This is a genomic window from Psychrobacter sp. ANT_WB68 (assembly GCF_008369115.1).
GTDB lineage: Bacteria > Pseudomonadota > Gammaproteobacteria > Pseudomonadales > Moraxellaceae > Psychrobacter.
The window spans coordinates 383,705-399,921 of record NZ_VOAZ01000002.1; the positions used below are offsets into that span (position 1 = coordinate 383,705).

The following is a 16,217-nucleotide window of genomic DNA, read 5'->3' on the forward strand; positions in this document are numbered from 1 at the left end:
CTCCTTTAATTAGTCTTCACTGTGGTCGTTGTCGTCACTATCGTTTTCACGACTGTCAGGACGACGAGTAGTTGCTTTGCGTGCGCGTTTTTCATCGGCATTCTTGGCTAACTGCGACTCTTCAGTGACAGCATCGTCACGGCGCATAACTAGACTACGAATGATCGCGTCGTTATAACGGAATAATTCTTCAAGTTCAGCTAAAGTCTCGCCGTCAGTTTCGATGTTGAAAAGAACGTAATGAGCTTTGTGAATCTTGTTAATTGGGTAAGCCAGTTGACGACGACCCCAATCTTCTAGACGATGGATTGCACCGCCGTTATCTTGAACCAACTTGATATAGCGTTCAACCATGCCGACCACTTGGTCGCTTTGGTCTGGGTGTACAAGTAACACCAGTTCGTAATGTCGCATTATGACTCCTTACGGATTAGTAGCTATTAACCCTATGTTAATAGCAAGGAGATTTATAAGGTAAGCCCAAATTTTATCGAATTTTACAGAAAAACAATAGGGGATAAGCTTAGTTTATAAAGCGCCGTATTATAACAGTAGTCAGTGCTTAACACAAAGGTTAATCACTGAGCGGCTGTCAATAAGTTATAAAAGTAGTAAATGCTGCTTTATCAATAAAAAAGCAGCGTCTAAACACCACTTTTTAATATAACTTTATGATATTTCTATCAATAATTTTTATAACAAGTTTATAAGCCTATTATTTTACTTTTGGCTGTTTGACTAATTGACTGCTATCCGCTTTTACCACTAAGGTTTTAGCAAGTTTGTCATGCCAACCGATATTTTCAGGGCTTTTTGATGCCATATAATAATGAACGGCAATCACCACAAAACCTAAAAAGCTGGTAAAAGAAAATAATAAGTTATAAATAATGAACAATAGCAACGTACGTATGCCGATAAGCTTGGTAAAAGATGGCAAGCGATGGGTCGTTTGATCAACGACGCGAATACCAGTAATCAGCTTACCGAGTGATTGTCCACGCAAAGTGATAAATACCAGCTGCAGCGCAAACAAACCAAATACCATTACTTGCGACACCATCAAGGTGGTGCTAGGAATACTTTCCATCAGTGTCATTGAGTACTGATAAGCGGCATCCATATTTTGGATATTTTGGAATTTAGTGTAATCCACGTCCATCTTGGTCAGTGCCATGACGAGCGGAAAAATCGCTAATATATACAGTAAGCCATTTAGCGCAGTCGCTAAGACCCGCGACATGATAGGTGCAAGGACAACATCACCGATGACTTTATCTGTGTCTGATATCTTTTTAGCGGCGCCGGATTTATTCAATGACACCTTATTATTTGGTGTGTATTGACGGTTGGTTGTCATGTCCACTTTGCTGTTTTTAGTGTTTTCTGCTGGACGCTCAGGCTTGCCATATAGGCGATCTAGCGATACCGATTTTTTGTCTTTATTAGAATCTGCGTCATTATCTTCTGGGAAGATAGTGACATTGTTAATAATAGAATCGTTAACCTCTTCCGTTGCTATAGGAGCAGGACGGTAGTAGGTTTGATTGTTGGTTAAGTTGCCAACACGCTGCCACTGATCTAATCCTTCATGCCATATCAAATCATCTAATACGACTTCGCCAGAAGTGAGCATAATATTGAGCTGATCCAAGGTGTATGGACCGGCTTGTACGTTATTTCGAGCAAGGAAAATCTGCATAATTGCCTACATAGTTAGTCATATCTCAAGTCACTGTTTTTAAAAAGCTATCTTTAAAAAACGGCTTTTAAGTCACTTTTAGTAATACATTATATTAGGGTCTATTTGAGAAAATCAAATAGACCCTAATGGTTATATCTTAAATGACGGTGTGAATTAACGCTGTGACTTAACGTTACGGCTTACTTCGCTTCTTCACCCGCTAAGAAGAACCAAGTATCTAGCACTGAGTCAGGGTTTAATGACACTGAGCTGATACCTTGTTCCATGAGCCAGAAAGCTAGGTCTGGATGGTCTGATGGACCTTGACCACAAATACCAACGTATTTATTTTGCTTACGGCAAGCGTCGATCGCCATAGACAACAGCTTCTTAACGGCAGGATCACGCTCATCAAACAGATGTGAGACGATGCCTGAGTCACGGTCTAGACCAAGGGTTAACTGGGTCAAGTCGTTAGAACCGATTGAGAAACCATCAAAGTGCTCTAGGAACTCTTCTGCCAATAAAGCATTAGTTGGTAACTCACACATCATGATAACACGCAGGCCATTTTCGCCACGTTTTAGACCATTTTTCGCTAGCAACTCGATGACTTCTTTGGCTTCGCCAACAGTACGTACGAATGGAATCATAATCTCGACGTTGGTCAAGCCCATTTCATCACGTACACGTTTAAGGGCTTTACACTCAAGCTCGAAGCAATCACGGAAGTTGTCAGATACATAACGACTGGCACCGCGGAAACCAAGCATTGGGTTTTCTTCAGATGGTTCGTACAGCTTACCACCTAATAGATTGGCATATTCGTTTGATTTGAAATCAGACATACGAACGATCACTGGCTGATCCATAAAGGCAACGGCTAGGGTTGAGATACCTTCAACCAATTTGTCCACGTAGAAATCAACCGGTGAGGCATAACCTGCGATGCGCTCATTGATGGCTTGTGCAATTTCACGTGGCAAGCTGTTCATATTTAGCAATGCTTTTGGATGCACACCAATCATACGGTTGATAATGAACTCTAAACGCGCAAGACCGATGCCTTCGTTTGGCATTTGGGTAAATGAGAAGGCGCGATCTGGGTTACCAACGTTCATCATCACTTTAAAGGCAAGCTCTGGCATAGACTCAACAGAGTTGGTCTGTACTTCAAAATCAATCTGACCTTCATAAATAAAGCCAGTATCACCTTCAGCACAAGAAACAGTCACGTCTTGACCATCAACCAATAATTCAGTGGCATTACCACAACCGACGATTGCTGGAACACCAAGCTCACGGGCGATAATCGCCGCGTGACAGGTACGACCGCCACGGTTAGTGATGATAGCAGAGGCACGCTTCATGACTGGTTCCCAATCTGGATCCGTCATGTCTGATACCAATACATCGCCGTCTTGAACTTTGTCCATCTCGTTTAAGTTACTAACGATACGTACTTTACCAGCACCAATACGTTGACCGATTGAGCGACCTTCACATAGGATTTTAGCATCGCCAGTATTGATGACATAGCGCTCCATGACATTGCTGTCTTGGCGGCTCTTAACGGTTTCTGGACGTGCTTGAACAATAAAGATTTCATTGGTATCGCCGTCTTTTGCCCACTCGATATCCATGGCTTGACCGTAATGCTTTTCGATGGTCATTGCTTGTTTGGCAAGTGAGTTAAGCTCTTCAGTCGATAAAGAGAACTGCATGCGGTCTTGTTTTTCAACATCAACGGTTTTTACTGATTTCGTGGTACTACCTTCATCACCATAAATCATTTTCTTATGCTTGCTACCTAGGTTACGACGGATAATTGCAGGTTTACCGTTAGCAAGTAATTGTTTTGACACATAGAATTCATCAGGGTTAACTGCGCCCTGTACGACCATTTCACCCAGACCGTAGCTTGAGGTGATGAATACGACTTGATCGAAACCACTTTCTGTATCTAGAGTGAACATGACACCAGCAGCGCCGGTTTCTGAACGTACCATGCGTTGAACAGCAGCAGATAACGCCACGCCTTCGTGCTCAAAACCTTTATGAACACGGTAAGAGATAGCACGGTCATTATATAATGAAGCAAATACTTCTTTAATGGCAATTAGGACGTTATCAATGCCGCGAATGTTCAAGAAAGTTTCTTGCTGACCGGCAAATGAGGCATCTGGCAAATCTTCAGCAGTTGCAGAAGAACGTACAGCAACCGCAATTTCTTTACCGTCGCTCATTGCTTCGAATGATTCACGCACAGCTTGCTCAAGATCTTTTGGCAGCTCTTGTTCAATAATCCAAGTACGGATTTTTTTACCTGTTTCAGCAAGCTTGTTTACATCATTAACGTCAAGTGTTTTAAGCTCGTTATTAATTTTGTCTAGTAAGCCTGTTTCTGTCAAAAAGCGGTTGAACGCATTTGAAGTGGTCGCAAAGCCACCTGGAACGCTGACACCCAAATCAGATAGATGGCTGATCATCTCGCCGAGCGAGGCATTCTTGCCACCAACCATATCAATGTCGTCTTTTCCTAGCTGATCAAGATTGATTACAAGTGCTGTAGATTGCGCTGCCATGATAACTCCAGAAAATAAGGTTATTTAGTAAAGATTATAACGGTCGATTATACCTCTATATTTGGATAATTTCGATACCTAGAACCAAAAAATTCGTCAAAAAGATACAAATTGTGGGGATTGCTACATATTTGAGCCCATAGAACGTAATATATGGATGATAGAATATAGTGATAATACAAAGGTGGCTTGTTTTATTACTTTATAAATAATAGCTATATACTACGTAAAGAAGGCAGAATCGCCATGGAACAGCCTTAAAATTTGCGCTTCTCTTTTGTGTCTCTATATATAGGTAACAATATCATTATCATTGAACCAACTATTCATAATCATACGTTTGATGATTTGCTTAAGTTTTAAGGTTATTTCAATGCTCACTTTATATGGAATAGCTTTTATATATAAAACTTTTGTACATATACAAAAGCTGTGAAGTGTACGCCTGTAACATTCATTTCTATTAGACGGGTATTATGCGTATAATATAGAGCATAAATAGGATCTGGACGCGACCGTGCTATTTAACAGCAAATGACCATAAGTAGCATGGCGACATTATGATAATAAGTTGTCATAAACAGCTATTAAGAGCCGATCGAAGATTTTTCAGCGCTATGCAAAAGCGATTATTGAGGTTTTAACGTTTTAACAAAGGTGTTCACGTTATGTTCGCAAACAATCCGCCCGAATCAGCCAATCCGACCATCCAAAACGAACAAGCATTACAGGTAGATAACGCCCAAAATATAAGAACAGCCTTTTTTATCTCTGACGGTACGGCTATTACCGCAGAAACCCTTGGACGCGCTATTTTAAGTCAGTTTGCCTCTGTACCTTTTGAAACCCGAGTCTTGCCCTATGTTGATAGCTTAGAGCGTGCCGAAGATGCCGTTGAACAAATCAACACTGCTTATCAACGTGATGGTTTATTGCCATTGGTATTTGATACGATTGTAAGTCCTGATATTCGTGAAAAAATCAATTCGGCGCATAGCTGTAATCTGGATATGTATGAAGGTTTAATCGGTCGGGTAGCGGAAGAAACCGGTGTCGAGCCAGACGGACATTCAGGCCATGCCCATGATGATGTCGACTCAGAAACTTATAAAGAACGTATTGATGCTGTGCATTTTGCTTTAGATAATGATGACGGCGCGCGCACCCGTCATTATCATGCGGCCGATATTATTCTAATCGGCGTTTCGCGTTCTGGAAAAACACCGACCTCATTATATTTGGCGCTACAATTTGGTATTCGGGCGGCAAACTATCCTTTAACTGAAGAAGATTTAAACGACAATAAGCTGCCTAAAGCCTTACGTGAGCATAAGCATAAGTTATTTGGCTTATTAATCGATACTGATCGATTGGTAAAAATTCGCCAAGAACGTCGCGCGGGTAGCCGTTATGCTAGTTACCAGCAATGTCAGCAAGAGCAGCGGGCAATACAGGGGATTTATATCTCGCAAGGGATTCCAAGCCTTGACGTGTCAGAAATGTCTGTTGAAGAGATTGCTACACGTATCTTGCAGATGACGGGTCTTAAGCGCCGTATTGGTTAAAAAGACAATTTAACGTGAAATATAAACATTAAGATAAAATATAACTATTATAGAGAATGCTATGAACCTATCTTATAAGTCTACTAAAAACTCTTTATTGCTAACGGGTCTGTTAGGTGCTGCTACTTTACTGAGTGCTTGTCAAACATCGCCATTTGCTCGTGAACCAATGCCTGAGCCACGCTATATTCCAACAATCGTATTGGGTGAAGCGCAGACTTTGACGATTATGCCAAATCGTGTTGCTTGTGCCTCAGCATTACCTATGCAGTGCTTACTGGCTAAATCTAGCAAAGATGGTAGTGTTTTTCAGGTGCCTTACGATTGGATTGACGATTTCAAACCAAGCCTTGGTACAGAGTATATTATTAGCGTACGACCACAAATTGATGAAGCTAAGAACAGTCTGACTGGGCATTGGACATTGCAAAATATCCTATCACAACGTATGGTAGGCAAACTTTAGCGCCATGACCCTAACTTCATTTATAACGGTAGACATTCATGGCCTAAAAAACAAATAGATTCATAAATTAATAAAGAGGATATGATGGGAAGCAAACCTATAAGCGACGCGACCAACGATATTGGTAAAGATACTCACACCGAAGTGTCCAATAAAGAGAGTGGCCGCGCGCCAAACCCTGAGCATACTGAGGGTAAGAATAAAAAAGAAAGAATTGAGCAAACCCATGAGCAAGTCACCGACGATATCATGCATCACCCTGACTTGGTTAATCCACTAGATGATATCCGCATTGATATTAAAACCCCTTTTACCAAAGACTCGCAGCGCATCAAAGGCGATAAACATAAGTATGAGTATGATGTTGTCGTCCTAGGTGCAGGGCCTGCTGGTGAAGCGGCTGCTATGAAGCTGACTAAGTCTGGCAAAAAGGTAGCGGTTATTGATCCGCGCGAACAGGTCGGCGGTAACTCTACGCATGTTGGCACCATTCCAAGTAAGGCATTACGTCAATCCGTTTTTAACTTGATTAACTTTCGCCGTGATCCTATGTTTACCAAGGCGATGGAGTATCAGCAAGTACCGCTAAACCGCGTGTTAGCCAACGCTCGTCAGGTAATACGCAATCAAGTGAGTACGCATACGCGCTTTTATGAGCGCAATCGTATTGAGGTGATTCACGGCTGGGCAAGCTTTATTGATGAGCATACCTTAAGCGTCGAAAAAGACGAAGGTGTCTTTGAAACCGTCACCTTTAATAAAGCCATTATTACCGTTGGTAGTCGTCCTTATCGTCCTGATATTCTAGATTTTAACCATCCGCGTGTTTTTGACTCTGATAAAATCTTGCAAATGGATTATGTGGTCAAAAAAATCATTATTTATGGCGCAGGGGTGATTGGTTGTGAGTATGCATCTATCTTTACTGGTCTTGGCTATAAAGTTGACTTGATTAATAACCAAGATCAATTGCTCAATTACCTAGACAGCGAAATTAGTGATGCCATCGCTCATGATTTTAGACAATTTGGCGTACTTATTCGCAGCAATGAAGAGATTGATCATCTTGAAACGCATGATGATTATGTGGTCTTGCACCTAAAAAGCGGCAAGCGCATTAAATCGGATGCCATTCTTTGGTCAAACGGGCGCTCAGGTAACACAGAAGGCTTGAACTTAGAAGCAATCGGGCTTGAAGCCAATAGCCGTGGTCAGCTCAAAGTTGATGATACCTATTGTACTGGTGTCGAAAACATCTATGCCGCTGGTGACGTTATCGGCTGGCCATCATTGGCTTCTGCCGCCTACGATCAAGGACGCTGTGCGGCGGCCTTCATGGTTGGCGATAGTGATGCAGAACCGGTATCGAGTGTGCCAACAGGTATTTACACCATTCCTGAGATTTCTTGTATCGGTAAAACTGAACAAGAGCTAACCGATGAAAAAGTTCCTTATGAAGTCGGGCAAGCATTTTTTAAACATCTGGCACGCGCGCAAATCATTGGTGAACGTTCAGGTGTGTTAAAGATTTTGTTCCATCGTGATACGCTTGAGATCTTAGGCATTCATTGTTACGGCAATCACGCGTCAGAGATTATTCATATCGGTCAAGCAGTCATGAAGTGTAAGAGTAATAATACCCTTGAGTATTTCGTCAATACGACCTTTAACTACCCAACGATGGCAGAGGCTTATCGTGTGGCAGCCCTCAATGGTTTAAATCGCGTTTTTTAAAGGTTAATTTTTTAACTGTTAAATCGTAAAGCAAGATACATAAAAAAGCGCCTGCTCAATGAGTAGGCGCTTTTTTTGTGGCATTTTTTAATATCATAAGTGCTATAAAGCTCTTTTTAACTTAAAAAGCGGTTTTGCTTTGCGCGGTAAGCCAACGAAAAAGCAGCAGTAATATAAAGTAAAATAGCCACAATCCTGCCAATGCATAAAATCCCGTCGCGACTTGGGCTACACTGGCACCCATCTGATTGAGCTGAACAGAAGTATTGATGCCAGGTGTCGTCGGTATTAACCAGCGTATGATTTGTAAAAATTCTGGTAATTGATGGGCAGGCCATGGATAACCACTGACAAAAAACATCGGTAGTGAGCTGAAAATTAAAATTTGCATACTGCGCTCACGCTGGCGGAACCACAGCCCAAACACACAGCCGAGGGTGGCGACGGTCGGACAAAATAGCAGCAAAAATAACAAGCTGCCGAGCATGTTTTGTCCGCGCGGATAATGATGCAGCTCAAAGGTCCAGCCATAATAAAAGCAGCCGATGATAAAGCTGAACATACTGAGCGCTGCAATACGTCCGAGCCAGCCGCGAATACTGGTGGCATGACGACGCTGCTCATACCATGTACCAATCAACATCGCTGTAGACATCAAAAGGGTTTGCTGCAGAATAAGAATAGCTACCGCTGGCACCACATACGCGCCGTAGCCTTCGGTTTGGTTATATAAAGGAATAATTTTTAAGGGTACCGCTTGCGTGCTTGCCGCTGCGGTCGCAGAATACGCGCCTTGCGCCACGCTTTTTTTAATCTCAACCCCTGCTGATACCGTACTGACCGCTTGTAGAAACCCCATTTGGACGTTTTTATTTAGCAAGAAATAGCCGCCATTACCCAGTACGCTGACGCTTGCCGCTTTTCCAGACAGTACTTGCTGCTCAAGTCCGCTTGGAATAATCATATAACCAGCGATGTCATCTGACCATATAGCCTCGATGGCATCTTGCTCATTGAGAAAGCGCTTGGTATCTAGCTGTGGGCTTGCACTGGCGTAACGGACGATGGTTTTAGATAAGTTGCTGTTGTCTTGATCAATAATACCAACTGGCACATGGTTAATCACTTCCGCTGAATACGGCCAAGGATAAAAAAAGCCATAAATAATCGGTGCAATCATTAATAATAACAGCACGCCTTTATCAGAAAAGACGTCCTTAATAGTTTGCAAAAAACTGCCTAAAAAGCTTTGCGATGAAGAACAGTCTTTTGAATCTGCTGCTGCGTTAGATAACTTGTCTTTTGCTGATACAGGCTCTTTTGGTGAGCCAGAATCTTTTTTTAACATAGACATTAGCGTGCTCCCCAGCGTTCAGGATGTGCGAGCGCGCGTTTGCTCAATAAAGTGGTTAAGAACATAGCAATAAGGGTCGCTAACGTCAGTCCATAGACAATCGGGAGTGAGATGGCAACGGGTGCTTGCATCTGTAATTGCGCGATATGCAGCTTAAGATAATGGGTGAGTGGTAAGACGTCTGACCAATGCTGAGCACTGTCACTGATGGCGATATAAGGAAATGTCACCCCTGCAAAAGCATAAGAAGGCGCTGAGATAAACCCCGTAGACGATAAGCCCATACGTAATGAAAATGAGGTTAAAGTAAATATTGCCCCAAGCCAAAATGACAACATCATAAGCAAGACAAGACCGATATAAGTCGCAATAATGGAACTAATAGCGAGCGCTTGTTGCGGAGCGGCCAGCCACAACGCCAGAACTGACCATAGGCTATAAGCTAGTATTGGCCAAAAGTACTTACCCAATAAACCAAAGAGTAAAACTAATACACTTGCTTTTCTAGGCTTACTATCTATAACAGAGGTGTTATTGTCTTCAGCAGAGGTCGAGGCTGCTATGATTTTGCTGTTTGCAATGTTAGTTTTAATATTGGTTAAGTCAGGATGACCGCTTTCAATAAAGTCATACCAACGACCGATTTGCTTATCGCGTAGCTCGCGACCAATGGTGGTGGCACCGATTACCATGGCCAAGATATGTAGCAGCGCCGGGATAACGGTGGATGCTAAAAACTGCTGATAATCCGTTGCGGCATTAAATAAGCTAATACGCTGAATACTAATGGGCGAGTAAGCAATCGCTGCTTGTGACGGTGCCATGCCTTTTTTCACCAAGCGCTGTATCTCAACGCCTGCTGATAGCGTACCAATTACTGATTGTACACTGGTCTGGATGATGCCAGAGTGAGTACCGTATTGGGCGTTTACTTGCAATACAATCGGCGCAGGTTTACTGGATGAAATATTGCGCGAAAAATCTTCAGGAATAATAACTACCGCATAAATATCACGTTGCAAGAGGGCAGCTTCTACCGCTGCTGGCGAGTGATAAAGCTGTCTGACCGTTAGGTTCGGGTTGGCTTCCAAATAACGCACGGCAGTATTGGCAATAGGACCGCGGTCGTTATCCATTACACCGATGGGTAAATCGGTAATTTGTATTTGTGAAAATATCCACCAAATCAATAGCACAGTCGCAAGCGGTATCCAAAGCACCATGCTTAAATCCCATGGGTTTTTGGCTAAAAAACGTCGCTCGTAGCCAGCACTGCGTACAAAAGAGCCAATTAAACCCTTTTGCTCACTTAACTTCTTTTGCTTAGTCAAGCGCATGGTTTACTCTTGGCTCTGATTAGCAAGGGCTGGATTGATATTGACAACCACACTCATACCCGAACGAATACGACGATCAGGAGCTGATGGACGCGCTTTAACCTCAAAGGTACGTACATCAAAACCATCGTTATTATTGGTTGGACGCCAAGTAGCAAAGTCAGATAATGTTGAGGTGGCATAAACGGTAAACTGCTTGGTATAAGGTTTTTCAGGCGATGACAAAGCGGGAATCGTACCCATAAAGCGCTGACCAATCGCAAACTGATTTAAATAGGTTTCGGTCACGTTGAGTACCACCCATTGATCATTGGTATTCACCAAAGTAAGTAGCGGCACGCCTTGACCAATGACTTCGCCAGCATTAACAATGACATTATCCACGATACCAGCAATCGGGCTTCTTAGATTGGCTTCTTCTTTTGCGACCAACGCTTCTTCTAGTTGTGCATCGACTTGGGCAACTTGGGCGGACGCCGCTGTCTTATCTTCACTACGTGCGCCTTCCATTGCCAAGTCGTATTGTAAACGCGCCGCTTCAGTCTGGTCTTGAGTAGCCAAATATTGCGCGTAGGCTTCATCACGTTTTTGCCGTGCCATCAGTCCTTCTTCATACAGACGATTGACCCGCTGATAGGTGTTTTCTGCCAAATCAGACGCCGCTTTATTGGCTTGCCAAGCCGCTTTTGCTTGCGCAATTTCTTGTGGACGGGCGCCATTCTCTGCTTTATCGAGCTGACTCTGTGCCATTTGTTTACCAGCACGTGCTTGATTTATCTTAGCGTTAATCTCAGGTGAGTCCATCTCAATCAATTGCTGACCGACCGTAACCGCATCCCCTTCTGTGACCATGATTTTCGCGATACGTCCTGGTACTTTTGCGGCGATGGACGTTTCCTGCATTTGCATCTGCCCTTGCAGGGTAATGACTTCAGGCTCGTTGTGCTCACTGCTTTTATACAGACCATAAGCAATTGCCGCTAAGACAAGCAGTACAAGAAGCCTCAAAATCACCTTTTTTATCATGGCAGCTTTATCCGCTTTTGCAGGCTCGCGCTTATAAGGTGGCGCTGCTTGCTCTTGATTAATATCAGCGGTATCGACCACAGATTCAGTCGGTTCAGTGGCATCGATGGGCGTTTGCTCATTATGACTGCTGCTTGATTCAGCGGATTGGTCTGAATCATTTAATTTGCGTGAGTCGCCTGATTCATTATTAGATTCAGTCATGACAGTGAGATTCCTAAAGCAATAAGGTCGGTAATAAGCAGAATAAGTCTGATTTTATTCAATCGTGTTATTTAATATGTCTTACTAGGTAGGCTATTGGCCATTTCATGCTATTTTCTGTGCCCTGTTATTTGCTATACAGGGTCGGTAGTCGAATATCAGCGGCGTTGAGATAAGCATTAAAGGCAAGGGGCGTCCCGCAGCTTTGCATCAGAGCGGCAAGAGACTGTACATAAGTATTCGCTGCTTGCGCCTGTTCTGTACGAGCTTTGAGTGATTGCGTCTGTGCTTGTACCACATCGATAGGTGTATTCACGCCTTCTTGCAACCCAAGTTGCCGCAAGCGTAATACCTCCGCTGCCAGATCCACATTACTTTGCAATGCCTGATACCGTGACTGGGCATTATTCACATCATGCCAGTTTTTTTCGACCAACAATAATAGGTTGTCACTGACCTCAATCTCAGACAGATCGGCTTGGCGTATTTTGGCATTACTGGATGCTAGTGAAGCGGTTTTATCGAGCCCACCCCAGAGCTTCCAACTCGCTGAGATACCCGCGACCCAACTGGGGTCTTTTTCAAGTTGTCCGTAGCCATAAAGCATGACAGTAGGTTTGTAACCGGTATCAGATAGCGCATGCAGTTGCTGAGCCTGTGCCCGTTTAGCGGCGACTTTTTGCAGACCTGGATGATTGCTCAGTGCCAAGTCTTGAAAATAGTTGACATCAGGTAAAGGACGACTAGAGACAAATAGAGGCGTGGTCGGTTTGATGCGGTAATCGGTACGCAAGAGACGCTGCAGCGCCATCATCGCAAGACGCGCATCATTATTGGCATTGACCGATTCACTTTTTGCATCGGCAAGTGCCGATTGGGCTTCTAGGCGATCGACACGTGAGATAAAACCTTCTTCAAAAAGACGCTGCGCCATATGGTCAACCTGCTGCACTGTATCATAAGCATCTTCGCGTAAATAGGCGGCAATAATGGCCAATTGTGCTTTAAAGTAACGTTCAATTAAGGTGTTATAAAGCTCATTTTTATCTAGTAGGCTATCTGCTACAGCTTCTTGGGTACGAGCAGTGGAAGCGCCTGTCAATGCCGTAGTGCGTCCAGCAGTATAAATGGGCCATACTACACCGAGACCTGCGCCAGTCGTTGAACCTGAGCGCTTTAAGTTGTAATTATCTGGGATACGCTCGCCGACCAATTCACCAAAATCAGGCAAATTTGCTATGGGTGGAACAATGCTATCAACGCTACTATTTATATCGTTGATAATGCCGGTTTTAATCGTTGATAAATCAATATCTGCATCTAAGTTATACGCACTGGCAGAGACTCGCGCAAATACCAATGGATTGTCTATAGTTTTTAGGGCGTCAGTTTCATATTCGCTCGCAGCAATCGCTGCTTGATTGGCGGCAATTTTGGGCGAAACTTGCAATAAAATATTTTGCGCCTGCTCAAGACTAAGCAGGCTAGATACCTCTAAGGGATAGCTGTTATCAATGCTTTTATGGGTGATAGGATCGATAAGAGTGCTTAAGCCAGTTTTAGATTCAGCTTTATCCATCTCAATCTCTGTCATCGCCGCTCTATTTTGTACGCTACTTTTTTGAGTTTCGTTTTTATAAGTTTGAGTACGATTGGTTTGAAGACGGTTTTCTTCAATGCTGCCCGGATCGGCCGCATCAATAATTTGCGTCACTACAACTGGCGTTGGCTCATTTTGTGATGTGATATTATCATCGTGAGCGTTTGCGGAGTTAGACGCGGCTAAGCTCATGAGCGTAACCGTCATCACAGCAGTAGACAGAGTCGATAAAGCAAATTTCATAAGTCACATAAGCCATTAATTAGAATGCAAAGTGTTTAGAACGTGTTCATGCAGGGCAATATTATAGACTATTAAGAGAAAGTAAAAATTGGTTATTAATAACAAAGCATACACTGTAGGGCCATAATGGCGACGGGTCAGTGCTCACTATTTGCTTATTTCACGTTGAATGAGCCCCTTTTTTATGTTAAGTGTCTCATTCAAGGATAAGTGATAGCATTATCTATAGATATATCTATGATTTTTTGATAAAAAGTCGTTTAAATAGCAATAAAATCCATGCAATAAGTATTATTAGTAAATATATGGTTATAAAAATTAGCTGTTAAAAGTAAATAAAATAATATTATATTTAAAATAGGACGTGAGCAATGGCAGGATATATTTTAGCGCTAGATCAAGGCACGACATCGAGTCGCGCGATTTTGTACGATGACCATGCCCGTCCGATTAAAATGGCGCAGCAGCCGACGACTTTAAAGACGCCGCAAGCAGGTTTCGTCGAGCAAGATGCACAACAGATTTGGCAAACACAGATTAGCTGTGCCCACGACGTGATTAATCAAGCAGGACTACTTGCAACCGATGTCACCAGTATTGCGATTACCAATCAGCGTGAATCTATCGTGATGTGGGATAAGCAAACGGGTAAACCTTTAGCGCCTGCCATTATTTGGCAAGACCGCCGTACCGCAAGCTACTGTAAGACGCTTGCTGCAGAAAGCGCGAGCGGTAAGACAGATAATAACCATGATGATATGGCAAGCGAGATACAACGTATTACAGGGTTGCGTTTGGACCCTTACTTTAGCGCCAGTAAAATTGCTTGGCTATTAGAAAACGATCCTAAATTAAGGGTACGCGCTAATAAAGGAGAGATTGCTGTTGGCACCATAGACAGCTGGCTTATCTATAAATTAACGGGTGGCGAGCACGTCATTGAAGTGACCAATGCTTGTCGCACTCTGCTATATGATATTCATAAACTTGCGTGGTCAGAGGAGCTATGTGCCTGTTTCGCCATACCTATGAGTATATTGCCTAAAGTATTACCATCTGATGGGGATTTTGGCAAAACCAAAAAGGGACTATTTGCTAAACAAATTCCTATTCAGGCGGTATTAGGCGACCAACAAGCGGCGTTGTTTGGACAAGGCTGCCTTGATGCAGGCATGGCAAAAAACACCTATGGCACGGGCTGCTTTATGCTGATGAATATAGGTCAGACGCCAAAACTGAGTGAGCATAAGTTGCTAACGACCATCGCTTGGCAACGTAAATCAACGCCAATTCGTCCAGACAATTTATCATTTGATCAAATCGTCCAGTCTGGTAGACGTATGCTACAACCACCCAAAAAAGAAGTCACTTATGCCTTAGAAGGTAGTGTGTTTATGGCCGGTGCTATCGTGCAATGGTTGCGTGATAATCTGGGTATGATTCAACAAAGCGGTGAGGTTGAGAGTTTAGCGCGGCAAGTAGATAGCAGTGAAGATGTGGTTTTATTGCCGGCATTTACAGGGCTTGGCGCGCCTTACTGGCGCTCCGACATCAGTGCCAGTATTACCGGTATGAGCCGCGGTACGACCAAAGCTCATATCGCGCGTGCGGCATTGGAAGCGGTGGCGTATCAAACTTATGATGTACTCATCGCTATGCAGAAAGACAGTCCTCATCCATTGACTGAGCTAAGAGTCGATGGCGGCGCTGCTAATAATGACTTACTCATGCAGTTTCAAGCTGACTTATTGGGAGTGCCTGTACTGCGCCCCAAAGACACAGAAATCACTGCCAAAGGTGCGGCTTTGTTAGCTGGATTAAAAACGGGTTTATATGATGAAGCAACGATGCAAACGTCATGGCAAGTCGACCGTATTTTTGAGCCTGAAATGTCCGCCGATACTCGTCAGCAGCATCTTAATAAATGGCAACAAGCTATTGATAGAGCGTTAAAAGTAATGTAATTGTTTAACTTGAGACATTTAAGCGTTATGACAACTCAGTTAAAGATTACTTAAAGCGCTCCGGTAACCTACAAATTCGTGATAAAGATACAGGCTGTAACGCAAGGCAATCGCAATTTGGACAAAGTTTACATAACCTGTCTATCTGTCGCTATTCATAAATCCCTATACTTTAGATGAGTTAATAAGCAATACCGCTGATATTTAATTTTCTATTGATTAATAAGTTAGCAATTAATAAATCTAATATATAACAAATAATTTAAGGATAATATTATGAATAACGATGGACGCATTACAGACCCTAACAACCGTGTAATCGCTGATGACTATCTTGAAGTCGGCGATAGAGAGCGCATAATCGATGACAATGAACGTCGATTAACTGGCACTGATCATGATATCCATGGCAATAAGATTATTAGACATGAAAATGATAATATCATCGAAGAGCA

11 protein-coding genes are annotated in these 16,217 nt (G+C 43.0%); 4 read left to right on the top strand and 7 right to left on the bottom strand.

What is annotated here, in order from left to right:
• Positions 1-9 precede the first annotated feature (9 nt).
• From rpsF to ppsA, 3 genes are all read right to left on the bottom strand, one after another.
• Positions 10-414: a 30S ribosomal protein S6 gene (rpsF, locus tag FQ084_RS06760; RefSeq protein ID WP_149489873.1), complete on the bottom strand. Its 405-nt coding sequence runs from the start codon at positions 412-414 to the stop codon at positions 10-12.
• 301 nt (positions 415-715) lie between these two features.
• The gene (locus tag FQ084_RS06765) at positions 716-1,702 is read right to left on the bottom strand and encodes an RDD family protein (protein ID WP_262880685.1); all 987 of its coding nucleotides are present in this window, start codon (positions 1,700-1,702) and stop codon (positions 716-718) included.
• 182 nt (positions 1,703-1,884) lie between these two features.
• Entirely contained in the window at positions 1,885-4,269 is a 2,385-nt protein-coding gene (ppsA, locus tag FQ084_RS06770; protein ID WP_149489874.1) for a phosphoenolpyruvate synthase, read from the bottom strand.
• Positions 4,270-4,937: 668 nt separating this feature from the next.
• Between ppsA and FQ084_RS06775 the strand changes: the two genes are divergently transcribed.
• The 3 genes from FQ084_RS06775 (at position 4,938) to sthA (ending at position 8,034) form a co-directional block, all read left to right on the top strand.
• Entirely contained in the window at positions 4,938-5,834 is an 897-nt protein-coding gene (locus FQ084_RS06775) for a pyruvate, water dikinase regulatory protein (RefSeq protein ID WP_149489875.1), read from the top strand.
• Between the two features lie 61 nt (positions 5,835-5,895).
• The gene (locus FQ084_RS06780; protein ID WP_149489876.1) at positions 5,896-6,300 is read left to right on the top strand and encodes a DUF4377 domain-containing protein; all 405 of its coding nucleotides are present in this window, start codon (positions 5,896-5,898) and stop codon (positions 6,298-6,300) included.
• Between the two features lie 84 nt (positions 6,301-6,384).
• On the top strand, positions 6,385-8,034 hold the full coding sequence (gene sthA / locus FQ084_RS06785; RefSeq protein ID WP_149489877.1) for a Si-specific NAD(P)(+) transhydrogenase: 1,650 nt from the start codon (positions 6,385-6,387) through the stop codon (positions 8,032-8,034).
• A 121-nt stretch (positions 8,035-8,155) separates the two neighbouring features.
• Here the strand turns inward: sthA and FQ084_RS06790 are convergent, their stop codons facing one another.
• The 4 genes from FQ084_RS06790 to FQ084_RS06805 all read right to left on the bottom strand — a co-directional run bounded on the left by FQ084_RS06790 (position 8,156) and on the right by FQ084_RS06805 (position 13,798).
• The gene (locus FQ084_RS06790) at positions 8,156-9,388 is read right to left on the bottom strand and encodes an ABC transporter permease (protein ID WP_262880686.1); all 1,233 of its coding nucleotides are present in this window, start codon (positions 9,386-9,388) and stop codon (positions 8,156-8,158) included.
• Positions 9,388-10,725 (bottom strand): ABC transporter permease, encoded by a 1,338-nt coding sequence (locus FQ084_RS06795; protein ID WP_149489878.1) that lies wholly within the window; start codon positions 10,723-10,725, stop codon positions 9,388-9,390. Before FQ084_RS06795 ends, FQ084_RS06790 begins: the two co-directional genes overlap by 1 nt.
• A 3-nt stretch (positions 10,726-10,728) precedes the next feature.
• The gene (locus tag FQ084_RS06800) at positions 10,729-11,955 is read right to left on the bottom strand and encodes an HlyD family secretion protein (RefSeq protein WP_149489879.1); all 1,227 of its coding nucleotides are present in this window, start codon (positions 11,953-11,955) and stop codon (positions 10,729-10,731) included.
• Positions 11,956-12,082: 127 nt separating this feature from the next.
• On the bottom strand, positions 12,083-13,798 hold the full coding sequence (locus FQ084_RS06805; protein WP_149489880.1) for a TolC family protein: 1,716 nt from the start codon (positions 13,796-13,798) through the stop codon (positions 12,083-12,085).
• Positions 13,799-14,169: 371 nt separating this feature from the next.
• Between FQ084_RS06805 and glpK the strand changes: the two genes are divergently transcribed.
• On the top strand, positions 14,170-15,762 hold the full coding sequence (gene glpK, locus FQ084_RS06810; RefSeq protein ID WP_149489881.1) for a glycerol kinase GlpK: 1,593 nt from the start codon (positions 14,170-14,172) through the stop codon (positions 15,760-15,762).
• Positions 15,763-16,217: the final 455 nt, after the last annotated feature.